We start from the raw sequence: 25,944 nt of genomic DNA, 5'->3' as shown, positions 1-25,944 counted from the left end.
AAGGACTACCAATTCATTGCTAGATTCACAGAAAAAAGAACCCTCCTTTTCAGGAAAGCTCTTTTTTCTTGAATAACTATCTATTGTGTTACCATCAGATTTTATTCTTTACTAACCAGGCTGCCCCGATCACTCCCGCATCATTTCCGAGGGTAGCGATACTCAAGTTAGTTGAAGTACGGACGGTTGGGAATGAGAACTGTTTGAAATATTTCACAACCGGGGTTAATAATATATCACCTGCTTTAGAAACCCCTCCACCGATGACGATCTTTTCCGGATTCAGTGCATTCCCTAAATTTGCGAGGGATAATCCTAAATAGAAGGCTAATTGATCAATGACTTCAAGAGCAAGTGCATCATGCTCTCTGGCTGCATCAAAGATATCCTTTGCGCTGACTGTACCATGGGACTCCCTGATTTCACGAAGTACAGACGTTTTCGTTGTCGCATCCAGTTTTTCATTTGCGAGACGAACGACTCCAGTCGCAGAAGCAACCGTTTCCAAGCATCCTGTCTTCCCACAGTTACATTGGAATCCACCTTCTGGAACAACCGTAATATGCCCGATTTCACCACCTGCACCTTTCACACCGTGCACGACATCTCCATTGGTTATAACTCCACCGCCAACACCTGTACCGAGTGTCACACAAACGATATCCTTCGCGCCGTCTCCTGCACCTTTCCACATTTCACCCAATGCTGCGCAGTTTGCATCATTATCGATAACGGCTGATAAACCTGTTTCCATTTCAAGTAAATCCTTTAATGGTGTGTTCTTGTCCCAGCCTAAATTAACCGCTTCGTAAATGATTCCTTTTGCCATATCGACCGGTCCCGGTGCACCCATTCCGATCCCGACTAGTTTCTCTTTGGATTGATCTAATAGTTCCAGCTTCTTATCAATCGCTTTGGCAATATCTACAATGATATTCTTCCCATTCTCAGATTTATCAGTTGGGATTTCCCATTTATGTAAGAGCTCACCGTACTTATTCAAGAACGCGATTTTTGTCGTCGTTCCTCCTAAATCTACACCAACCAACCACTTTTCTGTCATCATTATCACCTGTCCTGTTTCTCTTTTTCAATTTCTATTTCATGTCGCAACAACAACAAAGCTGTTTGAAAATCCCTCGTGTCAATCAGCTGGGATTGATAAAGTTCTATTAATTCGCCTTCCATAAGTTGCAGGTCAGAAAGACGATGCCCAACATATATAATGGTCCCGTAACTTTTTAATAACTGCTGGATATCATAAATCGTTTTCATATCATACACCCTGCTTTCCATCATTCACATTAAAGTATAAGTGAAAATCCCCATCTTCTCAATATGCAGCTGTCAAATATCCATTATAGGTTCTTTCCCAAAGATTGTTTTATTACAAGTCCCTTTACGTAAAGGTTGTTGCTATCTTAGAGAAGAAAGGAATAGTTGATTTCCGCTACAGGATGCTCGCTTTCCGCGGGGCTGGCCCCTCGAGGTCATAAGCTAAATGGTCCAAGAAGGCAAAGAACGCCTTCTTAGGCCCATTCATCTTATCTTGTCGGGGCTGAGCAAGCCGGCTATTCCCGCAGGAGTCGAGCATCCTGCAGCGAGAATCAACTTTCTAAGCATGTATCCTTAAAAAATCCAGTAAAAACAAGAACTTTAGCAAACAACTTGAAGTGGTTAAAGGAAAATATCCCAATTGAGAAAGAACTATTTTAATTAGTTGGTTAATGACGACTCCCCTCACCATCGTAAAAAGATTTTTCGTTATAGAGTTTAATAGTGACAATAACAAAAATAGTGAGTCAGAATGTAGTAGCACAGAGTGGATTGTAGCGGAAGGCACTTGACTCCTGCGGGAAATAGAGGAAAGGTCGAGACCCCGCAGGGCAAAGCCTGAGGAGGCTCGACTTCCTCCCCGCGGAAAGCAAGTGCCTGGAGCGGAAAGGAACGGTCTACATTTTGTTCGCAAATCGCTGTTACAAGAAAAAATTATGAACAGAGCCTATCTAAAAAACAAAAAAAGATCTCCCTAATGGAATATCCATTAAGAAAATCTCTCCAACTTATATTAACGATCGGGATCTTTCGGGTGCAGGAATCGTGGTCTTCTGTTTTTTAAAGGCATAGGCGAACGCAGGAATACATCCCTGAATGCTCTTAAATTAAACGGAATAAATGGCCACATATACGGAATGTCAAAGGATTTCATTCTTGAAAGCATAATAATCCATAGCAGTATACCCACAACAAATCCATACACCCCAAATAATGCAGTACAGATCAACAAGAAAATCCTGACTAACCGATTTGCTAAGCTCATCTCATAGCTTGGCGTTGCAAAGGTACCGATCGCTGCAATGGCGAGGTAAAGAATGACTTCATTAATTAAGAGGCCCACTTCCACCGCCACTTGTCCAATCATTAACGCCGCCACGAGACCCAGGGCCGTTGCTAACGAAGAAGGGGTATGAATGGCAGCCATACGCAGGATATCGATCCCGACTTCTATAATCAGAAATTGAAGAAATAAAGGAACTTCTCCTGCATCGTTGGGACCTACATACCTCATTGCTTCCGGCAATAGCTCAGGTTGGATCGCAAATAAATAATAAAGAGGCAATAAGAAAATCGAGCTCCAGACAGCGATAAACCTCACAAAACGAAGGTAAGCTCCTACAGACGGCTTGTTTCTATATTCTTCTGCATGTTGAAGATGATGCCAAAAGGTTGTAGGGGTAATCAACACACTCGGTGAACCGTCCACCATAATGATGACGTGGCCTTCGTATAAATGTGCGGCGGCTGTATCCGGCCTTTCCGTATACCTGACCATAGGATACGGATTCCAGTGCCTGCCTGCAATAAACTCCTCCAGAGTCTTCTCACCCATGGGAAGACCATCTGTGTCGATCTTCGAAAGTGCATCTTTGATTTTATGGACTAAATTTGGATCGGCAATGTCTTCGATATAACTGACGACTATATCCGTTTTCGATCTTCTTCCTATTTGCATATATTCCATTCGAAGTGAAGGGTCACGAACTCTCCTTCTAGTTAACGCGGTGTTAAACACAATCGTTTCTACATATCCATCTCTAGATCCTCTCACAACCCGTTCAATATCCGGTTCCTGTGGACCTCTGACTGGGTATGTTCTTGCATCAATCATAATGACCTTATCAATGCCATCCACCACAAGGGCTGTAGGACCTGCCAATACTAAATCGATCACTTGGTTCAGATCATCCACTTGTTCGATCTCTATATAAGGAATGTACGTCTTCAATAATTTTTCTAAAGTATCTTCTTCTAATTGCTCAGGACTAAGTCCCGATAAGAGCTTCATAAGATAATGCATAATATCATCTTTAACAAAGCCATCCACTAAAAACATCGCCATTTTTCTCTCAGCATACTCCAGATCCAATTGAATGACATCAAAGCTTTTGTCTACTGCTAAGGTATCCCTTAGATAATTGGTGTTTTCTTCAATCTGAGTAGAGACAGGCTTTTTCTTTTGTTTTGTCATTAGCCTTCACTCCCAATACCTTTACATGAATTTCCATCTTTACCATCCTAGACAAAGAAGCTAGAAAACATACATCCTATCATATTGATATCCTGCTCCTCATATTATTTACTAAATGGACATACTACTGGAGTGAACGAAATGAAACAAAGACTAAAAGAAGCCATGCCTTTTCTTGTCATCATGTGCATTGTTGCTCTTGGGATACAATTTATTTACAAGCCTCAAACAGAAGAGAGCATTATTTTTTTCCCGATAAATGAAAATGTTTCCTATGAATCTGCCACTACGATTCTGATGCTTCAACCCGAGAAGAAGAATGATCATTATGAGGTGAATTGGAAGGTGTCTTCAAAGCTTGATACACCGGCCTATTTGCGGCAGGATGTCGGCTTTTTATTTATGAACGGCAGATTGAAGGGACTCATGAATGAGTGGGAACAAAACACCGATCAAATTGTGGAGGAATCAACCATTAAAGGTAAAGAAAGCAGCCTCCTTCAAGCTGTTTCATTCCATTATTCAGAAATTCACGAAACAGAAACAGAGTTTACAAGCGCACAGAAAATGTCTGAAGATGCCTTGTATGTGATTGATTCAAATTTCAGCACGCTAAATGCCTTTCGAGAGCCGGGTACGGATGCAGAAAAAGAATGGAAGAACATTTTGGACAAAGTGACCTCGCAGCAGCTCGACTATCTGTGGGAAAAGGCGATCACTTCCATGCAAATCCCAGTTGAAGAGTATACATCCTTTCCATTAACCCAATTCCCCCAATTAGAAGATCAGCCTTTAGAAGGGTTCACTCAGGGAGAATGGGATCGTCTTATCGGAAACCTATGGGAAGGACTTTATAAAAACTATTATTTAGGAATTAAAAAAGAGGACGGCTCTGTCATTGAGTCAATAGACAGTGCCATCCCACTTATATTAGTGAAAAATGATCGAAAGGAAGTTCTCGTGTTACTGATTGATAAAAACGGAGAAGCTTCTTTACTTAAACAACAGATTTCCATTTAAGTGTTCTCCTGTAATTCTTTATAAAGTTTTTCATATTTTTTATCCTGCCTATTTAATTCATAGGCTTTTTTTGCATGAATAAGAGCTTCCTTTCTTTCCCCTGAATCAATCAGAATTAACGCAAGATTGTAGTGCGCCTCATGAAATTGTTCATTTTCATCAATCGCTGCTTTCAAATGATCTTTCGCAGGTGCTAATTTGTTCAGCTTGATTTCAGAATATGATAGGTAGAAATAGGTCTGAGCATTTGGTGATCCTTCCTCAACTACAGGGAGAAGAATTTTTTCAGCTTCCTCCCACTGTTGATTTGAAATCTTTTCTTGAGCCACACCATTCACCGTGTCAACGTCCCAAGAGGTTGGATCTGTACCAGTACCCCTCGACACAAGCACTCCTATAAGTACGATACTTCCCAACAGAAATAGTAATTGTCGGAGGGGACGGAGAGCATTTGGCAAGCTGACAATTCCTGCTGCGAGAAAACCTCCTATTAACCCACCGATATGCCCTGCATTATCAATTCCCGGAATCGTAAAGCCAAGGACTAAATTCAATAGAATAACCGCAATAATATTGGTGCCCATCGTTCTGAAGAAGATTTTGGGATACAATACACCGAAGTACAGCAGTGCACCAAAACAGCCGAAGATTGCTCCACTTGCTCCTGCAGAAAGATTGGATGTAAAAAGAAAGCTGGCTAGAGATCCCGTGATTCCCGATATCATATAAATGAATATAAATCGGATTCTTCCGAACATTTTCTCCACTGCCGTCCCCAGATAAAATAGGGCGAGTGTGTTCATAAGTAAATGCAGGATACCTATATGTAGAAAAATCGGGGTTACGAGTCGCCACCACTCTCCTTCAATCATGAGAGGATTATACTTAGCACCGAACTCAATCAGTGTTTGCGGATTCTTGCTTCCACCATTTAGTTCGAGAATAAAGAACATGATCAATTGGAGCGCAATGAAGAAATAGGTAAAGAACGGCTTTCCTTTTTCAAACAGCTGTCTTTCCTTTTGTATCTGTTTGGAAGAAGCAGTCATGGCCATACTTTTCACCCACTCTACATTGGCTTCCATTACTTCTTTTGGGAGGTCCCATTCTCCTTCACTGAAAAAAGGGTCATGCCTAAGCGTTTCAACACTATGATCACCATGAAGAAGGAGAGGCCGGACGGTCGTCTTTTGATTGTTCATTGGTTCCTGGAACAACTCAGGACCTGAATCTACCGGTGGAAAAGTTGAGACATAGATATTCTTCACTTGAAGCTGCCTTTTCCCCAGGGACTTCCTGATTTTCTCTCCATTTACGGAGGTCAATTCCATATCCCGCTTGACCCAGTTTCCCCAATCTAAATCTTTTAGGACCAAACGAATGACGTTTGCTTCTTTTACCCCGGTGTTTTCCAGCCAAATTTCATCCTGATTAGGAGAGAGATTAAGAATTCGATAGTGTTTAAATTCAACCAAATAGTGAGCTATCTTCCAAAACAAATAATGATATCGTAAATCCACATCATCCACTACTTTCTTTTTAATAGATCCTTTGTCTATCCCTACTATACCGAACCCTTTCTTAAAGTGTAAAACAAAAAAGACTGCAAGAGAGGTTTTCATACCCACTCTACAGTCTTCTTTAGTAATCTCATCCCCTAAATGCACCTTGAATAAATCTTGAGCGAATACCAGGTACCCCCATCGCCGCTTTCACAGCAAATTTTCTAATGAGAAAGTTTCCGAGAAGTACATTTAACAATCGGTATCGATTTGGAATCAGAAAAAGAACCAAACCGCCAAGCACTAACCATTTTGTCCATCCGTTCATGATGATCCCTCCTGATAGTAGTTTGGATCATTATAGAGAAGCTTATCCCACTAAATTTTAAGGAAACGATATTTTCTTTCAATACCGTCAAATGAATATAAGCATAAGTACACCTGCAAAAAGACTTGACAGAGCATTTACAAACTCATTATTTACTAGAGGAATCCCTTTCACTCTTTCTGTGTAATGTCCACAATGAAACGATGACTCTGTTCGAAGTCCACAAACCGGACACCTATACTCCAGTTGCATGAACGCACCCAGAAGTGTATCCAGGATGTTCCCTAAAAACCCAGAAAGGAGAAGGAGCAAAAAGAGAGATAGATCCATATCATTCACCATAATCAGTGAAGCAAGTGAAATAAGGGCAGCCCCTAAGACTGCCGCTACTGTACCTATGATGGAAACAGCACCGGACGTGCCTTTAGGTACTCTCCTGAATGATCTTACTGAAAACGGCATTTTATGACTAAGAGGGCCGATTTCAGAGGCCCATGTATCAGCATTTGCCCCAGCGATTGACGCAATGAAGGCTAGTGTCCAGACTTCGTTTCCCGTAATACTAAATAAAATGGCAAAGATGGCTGCAGGACCTCCGTTAGCCAATACCTGCTGCCAGTCCCTGATGGACGTTTTGGCTAAACGTTCTTCTATTCCTATCTTATTCTTCTTAAAAAGACGTGACCAAACACTTGATGACAGAAAGAATACGCCTAGTATAAACAGTCCCTCAAAGCCGTATGAATAGCCAATTGCAATGCCTATCATTATGGCCATTACAGCGCCTGAGGGACTTAAATTACTGGTTTTCCATCCTGCTGTGGCGATAGAGCAAATAAAAAGCAGAACAAAGAAATACTCAGCGGCCACAATCGATTCGTCCTTTTTCCGTCAGAATCGTTCCGACGGGTATGTCGAATGATTCGATCGGCAATGCCCCGACCATTTGCTCTTCAAAGGCAAGTGATATCGTAATACCTGAATAGGCTGAGAGTAGCCTGTCATAGTATCCCCCTCCGAATCCCAGACGATAGCCAGTTTCCGTATAAGCAAGACCTGGAACAATCATCAATTCAATAACGTCATTATTTACAGCGGTTGACTTGATGGGATCTGGTTCATATAAATCAAAATAGGATTGTTCGAGCTGATGGAAATCACGAAGCTCATAGAATACTAATTCACGTTTTTTTGGAAAACACTTCGGAACAACTACCGTTTTCCCTTCCTCCCAGCCACGCTTGATGATATTCCACGTATTGACTTCCGGAGGCTTTGAAATGGTCACCGCGACGGTGTCGCTCTTTTTCCACTCAGGAGATTCAAAAAGTAATTGTTCTATTCTAAAACATTTTTGTTGAAACGTTATATGATCGATTAATTTTAATGATTGAAGCTGAAGATTCCGTAGTTCTTTTTTAGACATAATATCCCTCCATGCTTACTATACAGATATTATTTTAATGGATTCTCTATGTAAAAGCGATGTTGTAACCGTTTTGAGCATAAAAAAAAGCAGCGGATAAAATCCGGCTGCTTATTTCGTTTCGCGGTGAAGAGTCACACGCTTTAATTTCGGGCAATATTTTTTTAGCTCTAGACGGTCTGGGTTGTTACGCTTGTTCTTAGTAGTAATATAGTTACGCTCACCAGTTTCTGTGCAAGCTAAAGTAATGTTTACACGCATTATTATTTCCCTCCAAACATATACATCTTCTACTATTCATACGACTTTTCTATAATATCACTTTTCTTTTGGAAATGCTAGTCCGTTTTTTATTCTATCGCTTAAATTTGAAACCTCTTCTTCCATTGCCCCTTCAATGGCATATACTTTGCCTTGTTTCACTTCAAAAGGCTTGAATGAAAAGTCTAACATATAGACCATCATATTGAGGCCATTGGTGATCGGATAGTAGTAAAGGCTTCCATTATTTAAGGATCTTTTCCATAGCTGCAAACCTTTCAGATTAAGAGGATAGATGGATTTCTTAACAGACGCAGCGCAGGAAACAATGTTGGTGATGGCAACAAGCTTACCACTGTAATTCCAGAACGTATCCTTCGATAGTGACAGAACCCCAACCCCATCTTCCTTACAAGCCAACCATTCAATTAAAAAGAAAACCTTAAGGTGCCTGCTTTCTTTCGTGGTATTTTCCATTTCGAATGCAAAGGATTCTCCCCATCCTTCCAACCCTTCGTTAATGTTTACACTTATACCGGTAAGGGAGGTTAATTTCTCTGAATAAAGGGGTACATATTCATTATTCCTGCACCAGGCTATTCCTTGGATATGGAACTTTTCATTCGGATTGTCCTTCATTAGCCTCTACACCTTTTGCCAGATTTTTATTTTCATTCCATAATATCTGGCAAGCTCCCTTGCCAGATTTCGTCTGTCAGCCTTGGAATAAATGATGAATCCTCTTTTCGGATCACTAATGATTTTCGTTCGTCCTCCATCTCTATGATCGAAAACGACTTCTTTCTGACTGGAGGAAGAAGGAACGGTTTCCAGTAATTTAGCCAGTACGAATGGTTTCTTTCCATTTGGACAAGCTACTTGGAGCCTGGTGATAAACGGCTCCATAAAGTCTTTGGAGTGGTGAAAGCCTTTTTTTATGGAGGGTGGGGCGTACTGACCCTTCATGAGATCATCACGTGCGCTTTTATATTCTTCAGGGTTTCCAATATCTCTCCAATAGGCATTCGTTTTAAATACATAGACTTCCTCATTATTTAAAAGCAGCTGAGGAATGAAATCCTGGCTGAAATCCCTCGCTCCTAAGTGGGCATAACGATCAAGCAGCCGTGGATCTAACATATATACCCCTGTGTTCACTTCATTTCCTACCCACTCTTCCGGTTTTTCAATAAAATCAACCAATTTACGATTTTCGTCTGTATGACAAATCCCATACTCTTTTGGGTTCACTACTTCTTTTGAGACGACGGTCATAACCGCTCTTTTCTCATAATGGAATTCAATGACTTTATCAATTGGAATATTAGTGAATGCATCTCCACTTAACACTAAAAACGGTTCACGCAGCCTGTGCCTGGCGAGAAAGATCCCTCCTGCTGTTCCAAGCGGCTTTTTTTCATCCAGATAGGTAATGTTCACATTGAACCGTTTTCCATCGCCAAAATACTCTTTAATCGTTTCACTTTTATAACAGGTTGTGATTAGAATATCTTTAATTCCATAGGACCTGAGGAGGTTAATGCTGTATTCAAGAATTGGCTTATTCAGAATCGGAACCATCGGCTTTGCAATCGACATTGTATAGGGTCTTAATCGCTTGCCTTCTCCACCTGCCAATATCACGGCCTTCATCTTTTTATGCCTTCTACTTTTGATTGAAGAAGTACATCATCGTACACGTGGATGGTTTGATCCGCGATTCGATCCCAGCTAAACATGGATTGGGCCATTTTGAAACCGAGATTTCCTAGCTGTTCCGATTTTAAGGGATTTTCAATTAATGAGACCAATTGTGTATAAAGACTTTGTTCATGATTGGGCTCAAATAATAAGCCGGTTTGCTCATGTTTCACGATTGATTTCAGTCCTCCCGTATTTGATGCCACCACCCCTTTACGGAAAGCCATTGCTTCCAGTGCAACAATGCCGAATGGCTCGTAAAGGCTTGGAAAGATCACGGCTAAACAATTCTTCAAATAGTCATTCCGCTCCCTATCGGAAATGTATCCGATGAAAGACACACAGTCACTCAATTCTTCTTGGTCTACCACTTGACGATAGTGCTCTAGCATTGGACCTTTCCCAGCTATGATAAATGAGATAGTAAATCCTTCTCTCTTTAACTGTGAGGCTACGCGGATAATCGTGTCGAATCCTTTTTCATGAACCATCCGTCCGATTGAAAAGAAATACGGAGTGGAGCGCTGTTCAAAGCTATAAGGAGAAGATTGATCGAGTTTCTCCAATTCCACACCATTTGGTATCACCGCGATTGGAGCTTCGATGGTAAATAAGCTCTTGATTTCCTCTTTCATATGCTCGCTGCACACGATAAGATGGTCCGATGCACCAATAAGAAGCTGCTCTTCCCGGTGAATCTTGTGTTGCAAATCGGTATAAATCCCCTGATTACGTCCATGTTCCGTAGCATGAATGGTTGTGATGAGCGGAACCCTATAATACTCTTTCAATTTCATCGCTGAAGTGGACACAATCCAATCATGGGCATGAATATGAGTGATTCTTTCATCTTCCATCAGATCATGAGCGTAATGAATGAACGCCTGATTTAAATCAAATACCCACTTAAAGAAATCTTCTTCATATGGATGTAATGGGTGTACACGGTGAATCGTAACCCCTTCCATTTTCTCAAGTGACAGGGCATCATTTGCTTTGGTCGTAAGAACGTGTACCTGTTTCCCTTTTTTCACAAGATTATTAGCCAGATCATACACATGCCTCGAGAGTCCCCCCACAATATTCGGAGGATATTCCCATGAGAGAAGGAGAACAGAATCCTGTTTCTCCTCCTTTTCTTCTGCATTCCCTGCGAAGAGCTTTTCAAGGATTTCATCAGACGGAAAGGGAACGACCCTTTTGCGATGAAGGAATAAATGTTCATCCTTCTGCCCTTCCAGTATCAAATCAAGTAAGCTGTCAAAGTGAACAGACGTCAAGCCATTTTGAATATTCAAACCTTCGAGGCTTGCTACCCATTCCCTCAGCAGTTGATGTGTCCACTCTGTCGGTTCTGCCGATGAATACAGATTGTCAAGTTTCTCTTCCATACGATGGACCATTCGAATATTCTTCATGGCCGTGTCAGATAGAATCGGGGTTTGCTTCTCCATTCCAAGATATCCAAAACCTACTCTGGAAAGAGCAGTAGAAGATTCCATCTTCTCCTCTAATGAGTGTGTGAACTCTTTGGTATTTAATTCAGCGTAGCTTTCTCTATTCTCTATGAAAACAATCGAGAGGGAATGACCGTTCTCTTCCAATGCTCCTATTCTGCCCTCTGAAACCGGTATTAATTTTAAGCCCCTTGGTGTTCTGATTACACCGCTGTCACGTTCTTTTTCACTATGTTCATACGAATAGGAGGAGATAAATGTGTATTCGATTCCTTGCTTAGTAAGGTATAAGTCAATACCCGGTACATACGCTGCCTGTGGTAACCAAAAAACCTTTGGAATCATTTGAAAATACTGCTTATACAACAATGTACTCATTCGAACCTGAGATTCGATCGCTCTCGGGGTCCTGTAGTGAGTCAATGGGAATGAGCTTACCGTCGTAGGGATCACAGTGGCTTTGCCTTCAACCACCAGAGTCTTGTAGGCTTGTACGAAATTCATGTCATGGGTTGACCATTGAGAATAAATCAGCTGCCATTTACTCTTTTCATGCGGCTCGGCTTGCAGAAGGTTGGCTTGAATGATTGAATGGGCTTTCTCTTTAAACTCTTCACTCATAAAAAGTGAAAAGAGGGTAGGGTTCACCACAACAGGTATTGGGGATGCTTCATTTCGTTGAAGGAGATCTAACAGTGCACTATTTTCGATAAGTATAGAAGTGAGAAGATCTTCCCGTTCGTTACATTGTGAAAAAGTCAGTTCGTTAAATTGTGGATATATAATCACTGCCGACGGTCCTTTCATGCCTTTTCCTCCTGATTCATTACATAATACGAATAGGTGCTCACATGCTCCACCCATTTCGGCTCTTTAATTAATCCTTGCTCATATTCAAATAACTCTTTCATACTATGATACTCCTGATGATGGGACGTTCTTGGGGTGTGGAGTACATTGGAACGAGTGAATGCAACAAAGTCACCGGACGGTAAGCGCAATCCAATTTCCATACAGTAGCTTCTGTTTTCCTTTAGACCATTTACAAACCAATCACTCTCCGTATGGGGAACATATGAATCTGTGTATGTGTGGTGATTATGTCCGTTAAAGGAAATCGATGTAATATCATACAAACGAAGGACAAAAGGTTGAGGGTCATGATTCATTTTAAAATGACTTTTTACTTGGCGAATCCATTCTTGAGTAATGTTCCAATAGCAATAGATTCGGGATGACGTTGAGAACATCATCGATAACTCAGTGGCACGCGGATTTTTTGCACGGCGCTTAGGCATCTTCCTTCCAAAAGAAGCTCTCCCTACACGCTTTTTCGGCGTTGTCGGCTCCATCACTTCTACCTGGGCAACCTCACTTCCAGATGAACTTTCAAGAGCCTTCTGATACTTCACCCACTGATATTGAACTTTCCCGACGGTGGTATTCAGCTCTTTGGCAATTTTCCTGAATGATACTCCTTGTTCTTTTAACCGAATGATTTCTGTGATCAAAACAATTCCTCCTAAAGAGTAACCAAATATTATATAATTTCAATCTAAAAATTATGACAATTATCTATGAATTCATCGTAACACCCTATTCAAAAACCTACAATAAACGCATTTTGTCGTATCTTGTTAAACGTGGTGATAATGGGGTTTATCATGCATTTTTTTTGCAAATTATTATGCTGAAATGATAATAAAGCGATTACATTTTTAGAACGACAAGATTCTTTCATAATTGCCCAATGGAATTCGACAAAATATTGGTTAAATCCACAAATTTATCCTTCCATCTTATAGAGATAAGCCACTATCTATGCTATAACTAAAGAAGAATAATACTGCATGAGGTGATTTAGTGGATTTACTATTCATCGGATTAGTAAGTTTCTCAATCCTATTACTAGTCATTTCGTTTTTCCAACGGGATAGGTATCGAGATATTGAAAAAGATATGGAAGAATTATCAATTAATTTCCTTCAGGAACATTATCAGTTAAAGAAAAGAATACGGGTACTGGAAGAAGAGCTGATGGTGGATGGCGATGCCCCTTTCAAAAGGGCAACCCCTGCCAGGAAACCCATTCACGAGGTTGTAAAAAACCAAGTCATTGCATTATACCAACAAGGAATACCTGTCGAACAAATCGCAAAGCAATCTGCACTTTCTAAATCTGAAGTCCAGCAAATTATTTCGAAGCTATAATATAAGATTCATTCATACTTCATTCAAGAAATCGAACAATCATAAAAAAAGCTGCCCTGGTTATGGGCAGCTTTTTTCATCTGAAGACTATTCATTCAAGTCGTAACGACGACCTTTCACAAGATAGAACACACCTTCTGCAATGTTTGTTGAATGATCCGCAGCTCTTTCAAGGTATCTGCAAATGAAAGAGAGCTGAGTAATCTGAGCCGTGAATTCAGGTTTTTCTTTATTGAGTGTCAGAAGCTCTACAATCGTTTCACCATATAAGTCATCAACTTTATCATCCATATCAGCAATTCTCTTCGCTTTCGCCACATCTTCCTCGACAAACGACTCCAATGTGAGCTGAATCATTTCAGATGTTAATGCGTGCATTTCCTTAATATGATGAATCGGTTTGATCAGAGGTTCATTCCCAATACGAATCGTTGATTTCGCTACATTTACAGCGAAATCTGCGATTCTTTCCAAGTCTGAAGCGATTTTGATTGCTACAATGATTCTTCTTAAATCTGTTGCGACCGGCTGTTGTTTAGCTATTGTCAGAATGGCTAAATCATTGATTTCCTCTTCCAGATCATCGGCTTTTTGGTCACCTTCGATAATGGCAAGTGCCGTATCAACATCCTTCTCTTCCAAAGCCACAATACTTCTTTCAAGTGCAATCTTTGCAATATTCCCCAAGTCCATTAGTTTGGTTTGAAGTTCTTTTAAATTCGCATCAAATTGTCCTCTTACTGCCATGATTATGCCCCTTCCTATTTCAACACTTTAGCTTCTCAATAGTAGGAATTAAACACCTATTGGTATTTATCCTTCTTTGAATGTGAATTATCCGAAACGACCAGAAATATAGTCTTCTGTACGCTTATCAGATGGAGTAGAGAAGATTTTATCGGTTTTGTCAAATTCAACTACTTCCCCGTTCAGGAAGAAGGCTGTGCGATCAGAAATACGTGCAGCCTGTTGCATATTATGGGTAACAATAATAATACTGTATTCTGATTTCAACTCTTGAACAAGTTCTTCAATCTTTAATGTAGAAATCGGATCAAGAGCAGAAGTAGGTTCATCCATTAGAATGACATCCGGCTCAATAGCAAGACATCTTGCTATACAAATACGCTGCTGCTGTCCACCCGATAATCCATATGCATTTTGATTCAGACGATCTTTCACTTCATCCCAAATCGCTGCTCCCCTTAAGCTTTTTTCAACAATTTCATCCAGAACTTTTTTGTTTTTAATTCCGTGGATTCGTGGACCATATGCTATGTTGTCATAAATCGACTTCGGGAACGGATTAGGTTTTTGGAAGACCATTCCTACCTTGGTTCTTAATTCCTCAACTCGGTAATTACGATCAAAAATATTACGCTCACGATAAAGGATATCACCTGATGTTTTTACACTTGGAATCAGCTCGATCATACGATTCAGTGTTTTAATATAAGTGGATTTACCACAGCCTGATGGACCAATGATTGCCGTCACTTCATTTTCCATAATATCTAAATCAATATTTTTTAACGCATGATTTGTACCATACCATAAGTTTAGCTGCTTTGTTTGATATACAGGCTCTTTTCCCACTGAACTTTTGCTCGTACCTCTTTTATTGTTGTTCACCATTGTTGTTTCCATATTTGAAAGCCTCCTTCATCCATTAAAACCAAATTAATAAGCGAAATTAATATCTCTTTTGAAACTTATTACGAATCAGCACTGCGATCGAGTTCATGAGTAACAGTAAACCTAACAGGATGATAATTCCTGCAGCTGCCACATCATGGAAATCTGCTTGTGGACGTTTTGTCCAATCATAGATTTGCATTGGAAGTGCCGTAAATGTATCCAGGACGGAACCTGGTGTGAATAATAAGATCGTTGGTACACCGATAACAACAAGTGGGGCAGTTTCTCCGATTGCACGGGAAAACGCTAATATGCTCCCTGTCAATATTCCCGGTATTGCGGCTGGTAAAACGACTCTAGTAATGGTCTGCCATTTTGTAGCTCCCATACCATAAGATGCGTCCCTTAACTCTCTTGGTACTGAACGAATCGCTTCTTGTGCGGCAACAATGATAACTGGCAATATTAACAAACTCATGGTCAACCCTGCTGCCAAAACACTTTGACCAAGTGCAAAGGCACGGGCAAAAATCGTTAAACCTAAGAGACCAAACACAACAGAAGGAACCCCTGCAAGGTTTGATATATTTACTTTGATAAACTTATTGACTTTGTTTTGTTTAGCATATTCTTCTAAATAAATGGCCGTTCCCACTGCTATTATGAACGAAACTACAACAACTACGCACATCAGCCAAATCGTTCCTATAAAAGCAGCATAGATTCCTGCTTTTTCAGGGAACCTTGATCCCACACTTTGTAAAAACTGCAGATCCAAGTAACCAATTCCTTGAGTGAATACCCGATATAATAATACACTTAACACGACCAAGCCAAATAATGTTGCCAGGAAGAAAAGCCCTTTAAAGACACTATTCACCATTAGCCTTGAAGACATCTTTTTTAAGACATTTTCATGATTGATATACTTCATGATTAATACTCCTCTCTGAATCGCTTAGAGATGTATTGGGCAAGCAGGTTCATACCAAGCGTGAATAAGAATAAAGTGAAACCTACTGCATAAATACTATAATAAATCGTCGTTCCATACCCTGCATCTCCTGTACTTACTTGAACGATATACGCCGTCATCGTTTGGATGGAGTCAGTAACATTCCAAGACAGATTCGGAGAAGCGCCAGCAGCAACCGTTACAATCATGGTCTCTCCAATTGCACGGGAGATGGCAAGAACAATGGATGCCACGATCCCTGATACGGCCGCTGGTAAAACAACCTTTAGTGCAACTTCTAACTTAGTTGCCCCTAATGCCTGTGCACCTTCACGAATGGAATTCGGAACAGACGACATCGCGTCTTCAGATAGAGAAGCAATCATGGGAATAATCATGATCCCAACTACAATTCCAGGACTCAATGCATTAAATATACTTAACGAAGGTATAAATGACTTCAATAAAGGAGTAACAAATGTTAGAGCAAAGAATCCAAATACAATCGTTGGAATCCCGGCTAACACTTCCAATATCGGTTTGATGAATCTTCTTGAACGATCCGTTGCATACTCACTCAAATAAATGGCTGAAGCAAGTCCTATAGGTACTGCCACTACTACTGCAATCCCGGTAATCTTCAGTGTACCTGAGATCAAAGGAAGAATCCCATAGCTCGGATTTTGAATAGAAAAAGGAAACCATTCCGTTCCTGTTATGAAATCAAATACAGATACTCTCGAAAAGAACGTAAATGTTTCAAATATAAGCGTAAATACGATACCGATCGTGGTTAATACTGACACCCCTGCTATTCCAAATAAGATCCATGGTATTGACTTCTCGAATGATCGATTAAAGCCTTTTCCTCTTTTTTGTGCAATCATCTCTGCAACAGAATATGATGATTCTTTTGAATTTGAAGCCATAAAATGCAAACCCCTTTCATCCACATGACAAGATGAGAAGCAAGTATTAGTCGCTTCTCATCTGTTTTTTTGACTTTACCAACGATACTTGATTATTTAAGACCCTCTAAGGCATCTTTAGCTTCCTTGATCTTCTCTTCCGGAAGACTCACATAGCCAACCGCTTCTGCCATTTCAGCAGAGTTATCAAGGGTGAATTTCATGAAATCATATACAGCTTCATTGTCTTTAACAGAAGCGTTTTTAGCATATACGAACAATGGACGTGATAGTGGAGTATATTCCCCGCTCTCGATTGTTTCGTTATTCGGCTCGACACCATCAATTTTCACTGCTTTAAGTTGATCCTTATTTGCAAGGTAGTAAGCATATCCGAAGAATCCAATTGCGTTTTTGTCACCTGTTACACCTTGTACAAGAACGTTATCATCTTCAGAAAGCTGAATGTTTTGTTTAACCATATCTTTTTCTTCTAAAACTGCTTCATTGAAGTAATCATATGTGCCTGAGTCAGTACCAGGAGAATAGAATTTCACTTCTTCATCCGGCCATTCCGGATTGATGTCAGACCATTTCTTAGTCTTTCCATCTTCTAGCCAAAGCTTTTGAAGATCTTCAACTGTCATATCTTCTGCCCAGTCGTTTTCTTTGTTAACAACGATTGTAAGACCATCTTTAGCAACTTCGAATTCAGTGAAATCAATACCAGCTTCTTCTAGCTTTTGCTTTTCTTCGTCTTTTATTGGACGGGAAGCGTTTGAAAGATCAGTTTCACCTGCGATGAATTTTTCAAATCCACCACCAGAACCGGATACACCGATTGATACTTTTACATCAGGTTGTGTAGCTGCATACTCTTCGTTAACAGCTTCCATGATCGGAGCTACCGTTGATGAACCATCCATTTTTACGCTGCCGGATAGTTGTTCTTCTGAACCATTCTCTGCTCCACCTTGAGCACCACATGCTCCTAATACAAGAGCTGATCCGATCATTGCTGACATTGCCAGATACTTAAAGCTTTTCATTCCTAAATTCCCCCTAAGAAACTTGGTTGTTTTGTCCTACGAGTAATAGATTAATAGATGAGTGTTAATGAGGTTTTAACCGTTTGTAAAGGTTTTGTAAATTCGACATTTTTCTTCATTTCATCAGCTTTCCCATCCGCTTAAAACCCTCTAAACCCTTATTGAATATAATGTTAGACAAGCTTTAATAAATTATGCATTTCTTTATATAATTGTTCCTGCTTTTTATCCAGTCCCTTTTAATCCTAAGATCAGCATCCATGTTTCTTATGTTTAACATTCTTAGATGAATTCAAAAAAAGCTGATTTCCAGAAAGTCATTTCGTGGAAATCAGCTTAAGTCTGCTCAGTTATTCTGTTCTCTTTCCTCTTGCATTTGTTCTTCCGCCTCTTCGGCATTTTCTACTTTCTTATTAACAGAAGTCGGGTCCTTCACTTCTTCTGCACGTTTCTTCTTCAGTTCAAAGTACTTATCCATCACTCGTTTAGAGATGTATTTATTGACGTAAGGATCGGCTACTCCGCTTGCTTGAATATGAGAAGCAGGAACCATTGTGGCATAAGCCACTTCCGGGTTATCAAATGGGGCGTACCCGATGAGAGTCGTGTTGTAGTTCAGCTCTCCATCTACATACGTCTCAGCGGTACCTGATTTACCTGCAGCATTATACGGTGCATTCTTAAATTGATCATACGCCGTTCCATCAGGATAGTGGTACACCCGGTAGAAACCTTTTTGAACATGCTCGATTTGGGCTTGAGTCGCATCAATTCGATTCAACACATTCGTTTCTTTCTCAAACAGGATTGGCCCCAGGCTATCCAGATCGTTTGTCGGCTCTCTTATTTCTTTCATGATGTGTGGTTCCACACGATAACCATCATTTGCAATGGTTGAAATATACTGAGCTAATTGCATCGTTGTATACGTATCAAACTGCCCGATCGCTAAATCCAGTAAGAAACCAGGAGTGGTGTCTGTACCTGTAAGTCCGGAAGACTCACCAGGTAAGTCGATTCCTGTCGGCACACCCAATCCGAATTGGGCGAAGTGGTTCCGAAAAATGTCAAAGGCTTCCGGATTATTCACAATCGGCTCATTCGGAACATACTGACCTCCTGCAACTTTAAGGGCAACCTTCCACATGTATGAATTAGAAGACTTTTCCAGTGCGAATAAGTCAGACATGGGGATTCGCTGGTATTTATTGAACCATGAAGATTTCGGCTTTGTCCCTTTGATTTTTAATGGTTCGTCTATCAACACTTCTCCCGGTTTTAAATTCCCGGTCATATAACCAGTCAATACGGTAGCACCCTTTACCACAGACCCCACTTCATAAGAGGACGTAAAGGTTCCTAACGCAGCATCCCTCATCTCGTATTTACCAGTTTCTGAATTCTTTACATACTGCTTACCAGCCATTGCTAATATTTCTCCCGTATTGGGATCAATCATGACTACGTAAGCCCGATCGAGGTTTGGAGACTCACTACGATTCACTATCTGTTTTCGTAATTCTTCTTCAATAATCTTCTCAACTTCACGCTGTAACTCCATATCAATGGTAAGAACAATATCTTTTCCCCGTTGACCTTCTTGAACGAGTACGGACTCTAAGACACTTCCACCTTTAGTGACGTTTTTAATTTGTTCCTTTTGCCCTTGCAGGACATCTTCATATTCAAATTCTACATAGCTTTTTCCTACACGATCATTCCGGTTGTAGTCTTTCGCCAAATAAGAATCTACTAGATTCTCAGGTAAGCCTTCCCGTGAAGATGACACGTTTCCCAGAATGGTTCTTAACGTATCGTCAAATACGTAAGATCGCTTCCAGTCTGTTGTCGTATTGACGCCTGGAAGTTCACTGAGATGTTCACTGACGACAGCGAATTCTTCCGGTGTGACCCCTTCGTTCTTCACAATTTGTGGATTTAGAGCATAACCACTGGAGAACTCACGATAAATCGCAATGATCTCTAAGTCTTTTTCAGTCAATGTCGCCAGCTCTTTTTCGGTGATTCGGTCTAATCTCATTTGGTATACTTTCGCATTCACATCATCTTCAGAGAGTTCTTCATTGTCTTGGAGCTTCTTAATTTCTTTGTCTGAAACCTTTGCGTCTGCTTTTTCTTTATTATTCAATATCCAATAATCTTTCTTGTCTCTTTCTGTAACTTCTTTCGTATCTTTTTCAATGTACTCAGAAAGCTTGGATGCAACTTCCATCATTTCATCGACCTTGGTATTGTTTGCCCGTGTATAAGTGATTGCATTTAAAGGAACATTATCGACAATCACATTCCCATATCGATCGTACATTTTCCCCCGTGGCACGCCTGTATTGACGACAACATCCTCTGTTCTTTCTACTTCTTTCTTGTAGCTTTCTCCGTTCACGATTTGAACGAGTCCCAGTCTAAGAACAAGAAGAGAAAATAATAAGAACACGGCAAAAAACAGCAGATTCATCCGAACGGGAACATGCGTCTTCCTTTTTCTCTTATTTCTTTTCAATCGTTCCAACCCTTCCTCTATGTAAAAATTTCTTTATTTCGTTACCATCCCATCTTATTTTATAGAAAATCACAAGGATAATCTAGCCATAAGCAAAGAGAGGAAATCTTTCCCTCTCTTTGCTTTAATATCCTATATGGGCAGGTCGACTTTTCGTACAAAGAAATAAATGAGGGTATGACCCGCCCCAAGCATTAGTAGGAGGATGGGGATACTCTCTTCCTGATTGAAAAATGTGACGGCAATGATGAACGCCAAGACTGACACAATTCTTCCTAAATTCAAGAAAATCTCCCTTACTACAATATACTCAATTCTCATTTCAGCGGCGTTCCATCCCGTTCCGATTACATCATACGTCATTGAAATATAAGGAACCAGGAGGATGGGGTAAGCAATGGCAATGACGCCTGCGTACAATAATAATTTCGTGTACGATACATCAAATACGATTAAGAAAATGGCTAAGTAGAGGAGGATACCCCCTATCAGAATCGCTCGTTTCCGAAATTTTTTCTTAATCACTCTAGAGGCAATATAATACCCTACGAATGCGATTCCCGAGTTGATGAGACCAAACGTACCTATGGCAAACTCACTTCCCGTACTGATGAAAACAAATACAGAAATAATAAAGATAAACGTCCCTTCTCTCAATCCCTGAAAAAAGTGAGCGTTCGTAATGTGCCGCCAATTATCATTGTTTTTCCTTTCTTCCAGAATTCTGAGGAATAGATATCTTCCGGAGGCAGGTCGCCTTTTAAGAAAGAAGCTCATAAGGACAGCAATCGAAAAAAGCAAAAGAGATAAACCGAACACAATGGTATATCCTTTAAATGACGTAAACCTGGAAATGATAAAACCTGCGAGAATCGGTCCAATCATTCCTCCAGCTGACGTTAACGTACCAAGAAAGCCGTTAAAAAAATCTCTCGTTTCAGGTTCGGTGATTTCAAAGGTAAGCACATTAAATGCTAACCAATAGAAGCCATAACCGATCCCGAGCAACGCCCCCAATACAACCAAAAAGTTTTCGGCAGACTCTCCGAAGGCGAGAACAGATATGTAAAATAGCGCCAAAAAAATAACCCCGAAGCGTAACACAATCACCCGGTCTACCTTCTTTGCCAATCTTCCTGCTAATATAAAAGTTATCGGCTGAAAGATCACCACGGTTAAATTATAGATGCCTAAGTCAATGAATTCACCCGATTGCTTCCACAAGTAGATGTTTACAAATGTGTTTGAGAGCGCAATACTCAATGAATATAATCCGCCAATCAATAACAGCAGAGTCAGATCTTTCGTTAAATCAATATCGCCTAATAACTTTTTATAGCTACTCATTTGAAAAACTCCCCTTTAACGTACCCCTATCTTGTGAAAAAGGGAGGGAAGTTATACAAAAAAAAGAGAGGTTCTTGAAAGAACCTCTCTCCTCGTACGATTACATTATTTAGCAGCTAAATAACGTTTCGCTACTTCATCCCAGTTTACAACGTTCCAGAACGCACCGATGTAGTCAGGGCGACGGTTTTGATAATTCAGGTAGTAAGCATGTTCCCAAACGTCAAGACCTAAAACAGGAGTTTTACCTTCCATTAGAGGGCTATCCTGGTTTGGTGTGCTTGTTACTTCTAATTCACCGTTGTTTACCACTAGCCAAGCCCAACCTGAGCCAAAGCGAGTAGCAGCAGCGTTAGCGAATTCTTCTTTAAATGAATCGAAGCTTCCGAACTTGGAAGAGATGGCATCTGCCAGCTCTCCAGATGGAGCGCCTCCACCATTCGGAGATAATACTGTCCAGAATAGAGAGTGATTAGCGTGGCCGCCACCATTGTTGCGTACTGCAGTACGAGCACCTTCAGGAACAGCGTCTAAGTTAGAAACAAGATCTTCAATGGATTTGCTTAGTAAATCATCGTGACCTTGAAGTGCATCATTTACTTTCGTAACATATGCGTTATGGTGTTTCGTGTGGTGAATGTTCATTGTGTCCTTGTCAATATGAGGCTCTAAAGCATCATATGCATAAGGTAATTGCGGTAATTCGTAAGCCATTATAAATTCCTCCCTATGTATAGTTTCCTGAACAATAAATTCAGGCCGTTTCAGTATAAGATTACCAAAACTACTATATCTGTTCAAATATTTTGCCTTCATTTCTTCACTTTTTCTTACAAGTATAAAATCCCCTATATATTTTTCTCTAGTCATAAGAAAATACTTTCCGGTCAAATGATAACGAAGAAATAGATAGCCATGACAATCTGGATGATTCCTTTTGTCACGACACTAGAGATGAATCCAACGACGGAACCTACGCCTACCTTTACGGCAGTCTTAAGATCAGACCTGTGCACTACCCATTCACCTATGATTGCACCTAGAAACGGGCCGATAAGGATCCCGATCACGGGGATGACAAAAGGGCCAATCAATAAGCCAATTGTACTCCCCCAGATTCCAGCTCTCGTCCCTCCAAATTTTTTGACACCTATAAGATTCGCCATATAATCAGCACCGAATAGAAGGATCACGAATAGAACCTGTACTGTCCAGAATAACCAGCTAAACGGTTCGAAGCTGAAAAACACTCCGTACAAAATGAAGCTTCCTATCAGAAAGACGACGCTGGGCAATATCGGGTAAATCAATCCGACAAAGGATAAAATCATCAGTACGATAATAATACTCCAATAAATCATTTCCATCTTTTAACACCTCCCATAAAGTATAAAAAAAACTGACCCATTTGACAAATATCAAATGGGTCAGCATTTGTATTATTCTACACCCAATACTGCTTCTGCAATATTGACTGCATGATCACCGATACGTTCTAAGTTACTGACGATGTCGACAAACACGATACCTGCTTGTCCAGAACATTTCCCTTCGTTCATACGCAGAATATGTTGTTTACGAAGCTTTCTCTCCATTTTATCGATCTGATCTTCTTTTTCAGCTACTTCTCTTGCAATGTCAGTATCGTTTAAGTCTAAAGATTTTAACGCTTTTTCCACTGTTTCAATTGTTAGACTAAACATTATTTCAAGGTCGTTCATTGCATCATCCGTAATTTTAACCTTGTTGGTTTGTTGATATTCAATCAGTTCAACGATATTCTCAAAATGATCACCTACACGTTCGATATCACGTACGGTATCCATTAAGATTGAATGGCGCTCGGACTCATTTTCAGATAATGAAGCAGAAGATAAATCAACCAGGTAATTCGTGATTTTCTTATCAAGATTGTTAATGGCCCCTTCAATTTGATAGGCTGCCTCTGAATTTTTAGAGCTCTTTGACTTCAGGAACTCATTTGTTTCTTCCAATCCCTTTACAGCGAATTTACCCATGCGAAGTACTTCTTCCTTCGCTTGTCCTAACGCGATAGAAGGTGATTGTTCTATAAACATTGGATCTAGATGTTTAGAGTTATAATCAACAAGTGAATCCTGCCCTGGGATCAATTTCGTAACGATCACCGCTAATAGGGCGATGAACGGGAACTGAATAATTGTATTCGTTATATTAAATGAGCCGTGAGCAAAAGCGATAGTCATCGGTTCATTCAGGTTGAATGAAGATTGTAAAAACAGAACAAACTTAGTGAAAAATGGCAAAATGATCAAAAAGATTGTAGAGCCAATCAGATTAAAGAGTACATGGACTGCTGCAGCACGTCTTGCAGCGACTGAAGCACCCAAAGCTGCCAGAACTGCCGTAATGGTCGTTCCGATATTATCCCCGAATAAAATAGGAAGTGCTGCCTGGATATCCACTAAATCTGAACTGTATAGCTCTTGTAGGATACCGATGGTTGCAGATGAACTTTGCACGATTACAGTAAATAGAGTTCCAATCACTACTCCAAGAATGGGGTTTGTACTCATACTTACAGTTAGGTCATGAAAGGCTTCAAGTGAACGCAGAGGCTTCATTCCTCCACCCATTAATTCCAATCCATAGAATAATGCACCGAAACCAAAAATCATCTGACCAAGATTGTGTACTTTTTTATTCTTAAAGAAGAATAACATAATTGTTCCTACTGCTATAATTGGTAAGGCGTATTCACCAATATCGATCCCGATGATAAACGCTGTAACCGTGGTACCGATATTAGCACCCATGATGACACCGATCGCTTGTCTAAGTGTCATGAAGCCCGCACTTACTAATCCGACTACGATAACCGTCGTACCACTACTGGACTGTATTAAGACGGTTACAAAAATACCTGCCAATACGCCCATGAATGGATTGGTCGTGAACTTATCAAGAATTTCTTTCAGGCGTTCACCGGCAGACTTTTGAAGTCCGTCCCCCATATACTTTATCCCGAAGAGGAAAATCCCTAATCCTCCAAAGAACTGAAACAACATCTCTTGCCAATTTAATTCCATTTTTTCAACCCCTACATAAATTTTCGACATTAAACAACAAAAACCCCATATCATTTTTAATATATTATAGAGCAAAGGTAAATACTTTTTACTGCAAATTTACAATAGGTTAATAAAACTCGTCATTTATTACAATTACATTACAAAATATAATTATTACAAATTGTTCACATGTTCGAAACTTGCTGAAGAAGAAAGACAGGCATAAAATAGATAGGGTATGCATGAAAGGAGAAAAAATAAAGATGAATGTATTTCAACAATTGTATAAAAGTATCTATTCCCCAAAAGACATTGCAACATTCCGCTTTCAGGGAATTGGCAAGACGATCCGTTATGTCTTCCTGCTGGCACTTATTTCTATATTACCCGTAGCTATTCAATTTATATCATTTGCTACCAGTGCCATCGAGAATGTCAGAGAATCAGTAGAAGCTGAGTTTCCATCCTTTTCAATAGAGAATGGTTCGTTGTCATCCAGTGAGACAGAGCCGATTACAATCGATAAAGACAGTATGACCATTATCTTTGATAGTACGGGTGACCTCCAAGAAAAAAACCTTGATGAAAATGAAAATACGATTGCATTTTTGGAAAAGAGTTTCGTTGTCATTAACCAAGGAAACGTTCAATCTTCTTCCTATTCTTTGTTTGGAAGTACAGCCCTTACTAAAGATGGCTTAATTGATTTATTAGATTCCTTAATAGGGATGAAATGGATTCTCCTTCCCGTAGCCTTATTTTTTCTCTACTTATTCACTTCAGGAATGATGTTCTTGAAGGTGACGATATTCGCAATAATCGGTGTTACGTTCGCAAATGTTCTTAAACGAAATGTAAACTACCGTCAAAGCTTTCGAATCACCGCCTATTCCGCAACGGTTTCTACATTGTTTTTTACCCTAATGGAATTGCTGCAAACCTTTATTCCTGCCGCCCCGATTCTGGATTGGTTTGTGATCACTGTCATTCTGTATTTAGTCGTGAAAGAGATTCCGCAAAAGAGAATCCGGCCATAATAAG

General features: G+C 40.1%; 25 protein-coding genes. 3 read left to right on the top strand and 22 right to left on the bottom strand.

The genetic code is table 11. The features are described from left to right. Nucleotides 1–94 precede the first annotated feature (94 nt). The 3 genes from ACFQWC_RS02215 to ACFQWC_RS02205 all read right to left on the bottom strand — a co-directional run bounded on the left by ACFQWC_RS02215 (nucleotide 95) and on the right by ACFQWC_RS02205 (nucleotide 3,529). Nucleotides 95–1,063, bottom strand: a complete 969-nt coding sequence (locus tag ACFQWC_RS02215; protein ID WP_299739608.1) for an ROK family glucokinase — start codon at nucleotides 1,061–1,063, stop codon at nucleotides 95–97. Nucleotides 1,064–1,068: 5 nt separating this feature from the next. Further along, a complete protein-coding gene (locus ACFQWC_RS02210) occupies nucleotides 1,069–1,275 on the bottom strand; it encodes a YqgQ family protein (RefSeq protein WP_299738407.1) in 207 nt (68 codons plus the stop codon). 793 nt (nucleotides 1,276–2,068) lie between these two features. Continuing rightward, complete coding sequence (locus ACFQWC_RS02205; RefSeq protein ID WP_299738409.1) at nucleotides 2,069–3,529, bottom strand: spore germination protein; 1,461 nt, start codon at nucleotides 3,527–3,529, stop codon at nucleotides 2,069–2,071. A 141-nt stretch (nucleotides 3,530–3,670) separates the two neighbouring features. Between ACFQWC_RS02205 and ACFQWC_RS02200 the strand changes: the two genes are divergently transcribed. Further along, nucleotides 3,671–4,549, top strand: a complete 879-nt coding sequence (locus tag ACFQWC_RS02200; protein WP_299738410.1) for a hypothetical protein — start codon at nucleotides 3,671–3,673, stop codon at nucleotides 4,547–4,549. On the opposite strand, the gene ACFQWC_RS02195 is transcribed toward ACFQWC_RS02200, so the two are convergent. The 9 genes from ACFQWC_RS02195 to ACFQWC_RS02155 all read right to left on the bottom strand — a co-directional run bounded on the left by ACFQWC_RS02195 (nucleotide 4,546) and on the right by ACFQWC_RS02155 (nucleotide 12,735). Beyond that, nucleotides 4,546–6,171 (bottom strand): rhomboid family intramembrane serine protease, encoded by a 1,626-nt coding sequence (locus ACFQWC_RS02195; protein ID WP_377107211.1) that lies wholly within the window; start codon nucleotides 6,169–6,171, stop codon nucleotides 4,546–4,548. The two genes, ACFQWC_RS02200 and ACFQWC_RS02195, sit on opposite strands and share 4 nt — an antisense overlap. Nucleotides 6,172–6,199: 28 nt before the next feature. Beyond that, nucleotides 6,200–6,379: a hypothetical protein gene (locus tag ACFQWC_RS02190; RefSeq protein WP_299738412.1), complete on the bottom strand. Its 180-nt coding sequence runs from the start codon at nucleotides 6,377–6,379 to the stop codon at nucleotides 6,200–6,202. An 87-nt stretch (nucleotides 6,380–6,466) separates the two neighbouring features. Beyond that, nucleotides 6,467–7,249, bottom strand: coding sequence for a DUF92 domain-containing protein (locus ACFQWC_RS02185; RefSeq protein ID WP_299738414.1), 783 nt, complete (start codon nucleotides 7,247–7,249; stop codon nucleotides 6,467–6,469). After that, on the bottom strand, nucleotides 7,239–7,805 hold the full coding sequence (locus ACFQWC_RS02180; protein ID WP_341356593.1) for a 5-formyltetrahydrofolate cyclo-ligase: 567 nt from the start codon (nucleotides 7,803–7,805) through the stop codon (nucleotides 7,239–7,241). The genes ACFQWC_RS02185 and ACFQWC_RS02180 overlap by 11 nt, the downstream gene beginning before the upstream one ends. Before the next feature lie 111 nt (nucleotides 7,806–7,916). Beyond that, on the bottom strand, nucleotides 7,917–8,066 hold the full coding sequence (rpmG, locus tag ACFQWC_RS02175) for a 50S ribosomal protein L33 (protein WP_064091498.1): 150 nt from the start codon (nucleotides 8,064–8,066) through the stop codon (nucleotides 7,917–7,919). A 57-nt stretch (nucleotides 8,067–8,123) separates the two neighbouring features. Continuing rightward, a complete protein-coding gene (locus ACFQWC_RS02170; RefSeq protein WP_341356594.1) occupies nucleotides 8,124–8,705 on the bottom strand; it encodes a hypothetical protein in 582 nt (193 codons plus the stop codon). Between the two features lie 6 nt (nucleotides 8,706–8,711). Beyond that, entirely contained in the window at nucleotides 8,712–9,719 is a 1,008-nt protein-coding gene (locus ACFQWC_RS02165; protein ID WP_299738424.1) for a nucleotidyltransferase family protein, read from the bottom strand. Then, the gene (locus ACFQWC_RS02160; RefSeq protein WP_299738425.1) at nucleotides 9,716–12,031 is read right to left on the bottom strand and encodes a glycosyltransferase; all 2,316 of its coding nucleotides are present in this window, start codon (nucleotides 12,029–12,031) and stop codon (nucleotides 9,716–9,718) included. The genes ACFQWC_RS02165 and ACFQWC_RS02160 overlap by 4 nt, the downstream gene beginning before the upstream one ends. Next, entirely contained in the window at nucleotides 12,028–12,735 is a 708-nt protein-coding gene (locus ACFQWC_RS02155) for a DUF4912 domain-containing protein (protein WP_299738426.1), read from the bottom strand. Before ACFQWC_RS02155 ends, ACFQWC_RS02160 begins: the two co-directional genes overlap by 4 nt. 352 nt (nucleotides 12,736–13,087) lie before the next feature. Here ACFQWC_RS02155 and ACFQWC_RS02150 point away from each other — a divergent pair, with 352 nt between their 5' ends. After that, a complete protein-coding gene (locus ACFQWC_RS02150) occupies nucleotides 13,088–13,435 on the top strand; it encodes a helix-turn-helix domain-containing protein (protein ID WP_299738427.1) in 348 nt (115 codons plus the stop codon). Between the two features lie 87 nt (nucleotides 13,436–13,522). Here ACFQWC_RS02150 and phoU read toward each other — a convergent pair whose 3' ends face one another. The 10 genes from phoU to ACFQWC_RS02100 all read right to left on the bottom strand — a co-directional run bounded on the left by phoU (nucleotide 13,523) and on the right by ACFQWC_RS02100 (nucleotide 24,921). After that, the gene (gene phoU, locus ACFQWC_RS02145; protein ID WP_299738428.1) at nucleotides 13,523–14,182 is read right to left on the bottom strand and encodes a phosphate signaling complex protein PhoU; all 660 of its coding nucleotides are present in this window, start codon (nucleotides 14,180–14,182) and stop codon (nucleotides 13,523–13,525) included. Nucleotides 14,183–14,269: 87 nt separating this feature from the next. Then, nucleotides 14,270–15,070 (bottom strand): phosphate ABC transporter ATP-binding protein PstB, encoded by an 801-nt coding sequence (gene pstB, locus ACFQWC_RS02140; RefSeq protein WP_341356595.1) that lies wholly within the window; start codon nucleotides 15,068–15,070, stop codon nucleotides 14,270–14,272. A gap of 58 nt (nucleotides 15,071–15,128) precedes the next feature. Further along, a complete protein-coding gene (pstA, locus tag ACFQWC_RS02135) occupies nucleotides 15,129–16,007 on the bottom strand; it encodes a phosphate ABC transporter permease PstA (protein ID WP_299738430.1) in 879 nt (292 codons plus the stop codon). Between the two features lie 2 nt (nucleotides 16,008–16,009). Then, on the bottom strand, nucleotides 16,010–16,915 hold the full coding sequence (pstC, locus tag ACFQWC_RS02130) for a phosphate ABC transporter permease subunit PstC (RefSeq protein WP_377107208.1): 906 nt from the start codon (nucleotides 16,913–16,915) through the stop codon (nucleotides 16,010–16,012). A 134-nt stretch (nucleotides 16,916–17,049) separates the two neighbouring features. Continuing rightward, complete coding sequence (locus ACFQWC_RS02125; protein WP_299738432.1) at nucleotides 17,050–17,985, bottom strand: PstS family phosphate ABC transporter substrate-binding protein; 936 nt, start codon at nucleotides 17,983–17,985, stop codon at nucleotides 17,050–17,052. 346 nt (nucleotides 17,986–18,331) lie between these two features. After that, complete coding sequence (locus ACFQWC_RS02120; protein ID WP_377107206.1) at nucleotides 18,332–20,527, bottom strand: peptidoglycan D,D-transpeptidase FtsI family protein; 2,196 nt, start codon at nucleotides 20,525–20,527, stop codon at nucleotides 18,332–18,334. A gap of 111 nt (nucleotides 20,528–20,638) precedes the next feature. Beyond that, a complete protein-coding gene (locus ACFQWC_RS02115) occupies nucleotides 20,639–21,853 on the bottom strand; it encodes an MFS transporter (protein WP_377105845.1) in 1,215 nt (404 codons plus the stop codon). 105 nt (nucleotides 21,854–21,958) lie between these two features. Then, nucleotides 21,959–22,567 carry a superoxide dismutase gene (locus tag ACFQWC_RS02110; protein WP_377105843.1) on the bottom strand — a complete coding sequence of 203 codons (609 nt, stop codon included), beginning with the start codon at nucleotides 22,565–22,567 and terminating at the stop codon, nucleotides 21,959–21,961. A 173-nt stretch (nucleotides 22,568–22,740) separates the two neighbouring features. Further along, the gene (locus ACFQWC_RS02105; RefSeq protein WP_299738434.1) at nucleotides 22,741–23,220 is read right to left on the bottom strand and encodes a DUF456 domain-containing protein; all 480 of its coding nucleotides are present in this window, start codon (nucleotides 23,218–23,220) and stop codon (nucleotides 22,741–22,743) included. A gap of 72 nt (nucleotides 23,221–23,292) precedes the next feature. Then, nucleotides 23,293–24,921 carry a Na/Pi cotransporter family protein gene (locus ACFQWC_RS02100; protein WP_377105841.1) on the bottom strand — a complete coding sequence of 543 codons (1,629 nt, stop codon included), beginning with the start codon at nucleotides 24,919–24,921 and terminating at the stop codon, nucleotides 23,293–23,295. A gap of 245 nt (nucleotides 24,922–25,166) precedes the next feature. On the opposite strand from ACFQWC_RS02100, the gene ACFQWC_RS02095 reads away from it, so the two are divergent. Continuing rightward, nucleotides 25,167–25,940, top strand: a complete 774-nt coding sequence (locus ACFQWC_RS02095) for a DUF1189 domain-containing protein (RefSeq protein WP_299738436.1) — start codon at nucleotides 25,167–25,169, stop codon at nucleotides 25,938–25,940. Nucleotides 25,941–25,944 lie beyond the last annotated feature (4 nt).

The organism is Rossellomorea sp. GCM10028870 (assembly GCF_042666755.1).
In the GTDB taxonomy this organism is placed as follows: Bacteria; Bacillota; Bacilli; order Bacillales; family Bacillaceae_B; genus Rossellomorea.
This window is presented reverse-complemented; position numbering and strand designations above follow the sequence as displayed.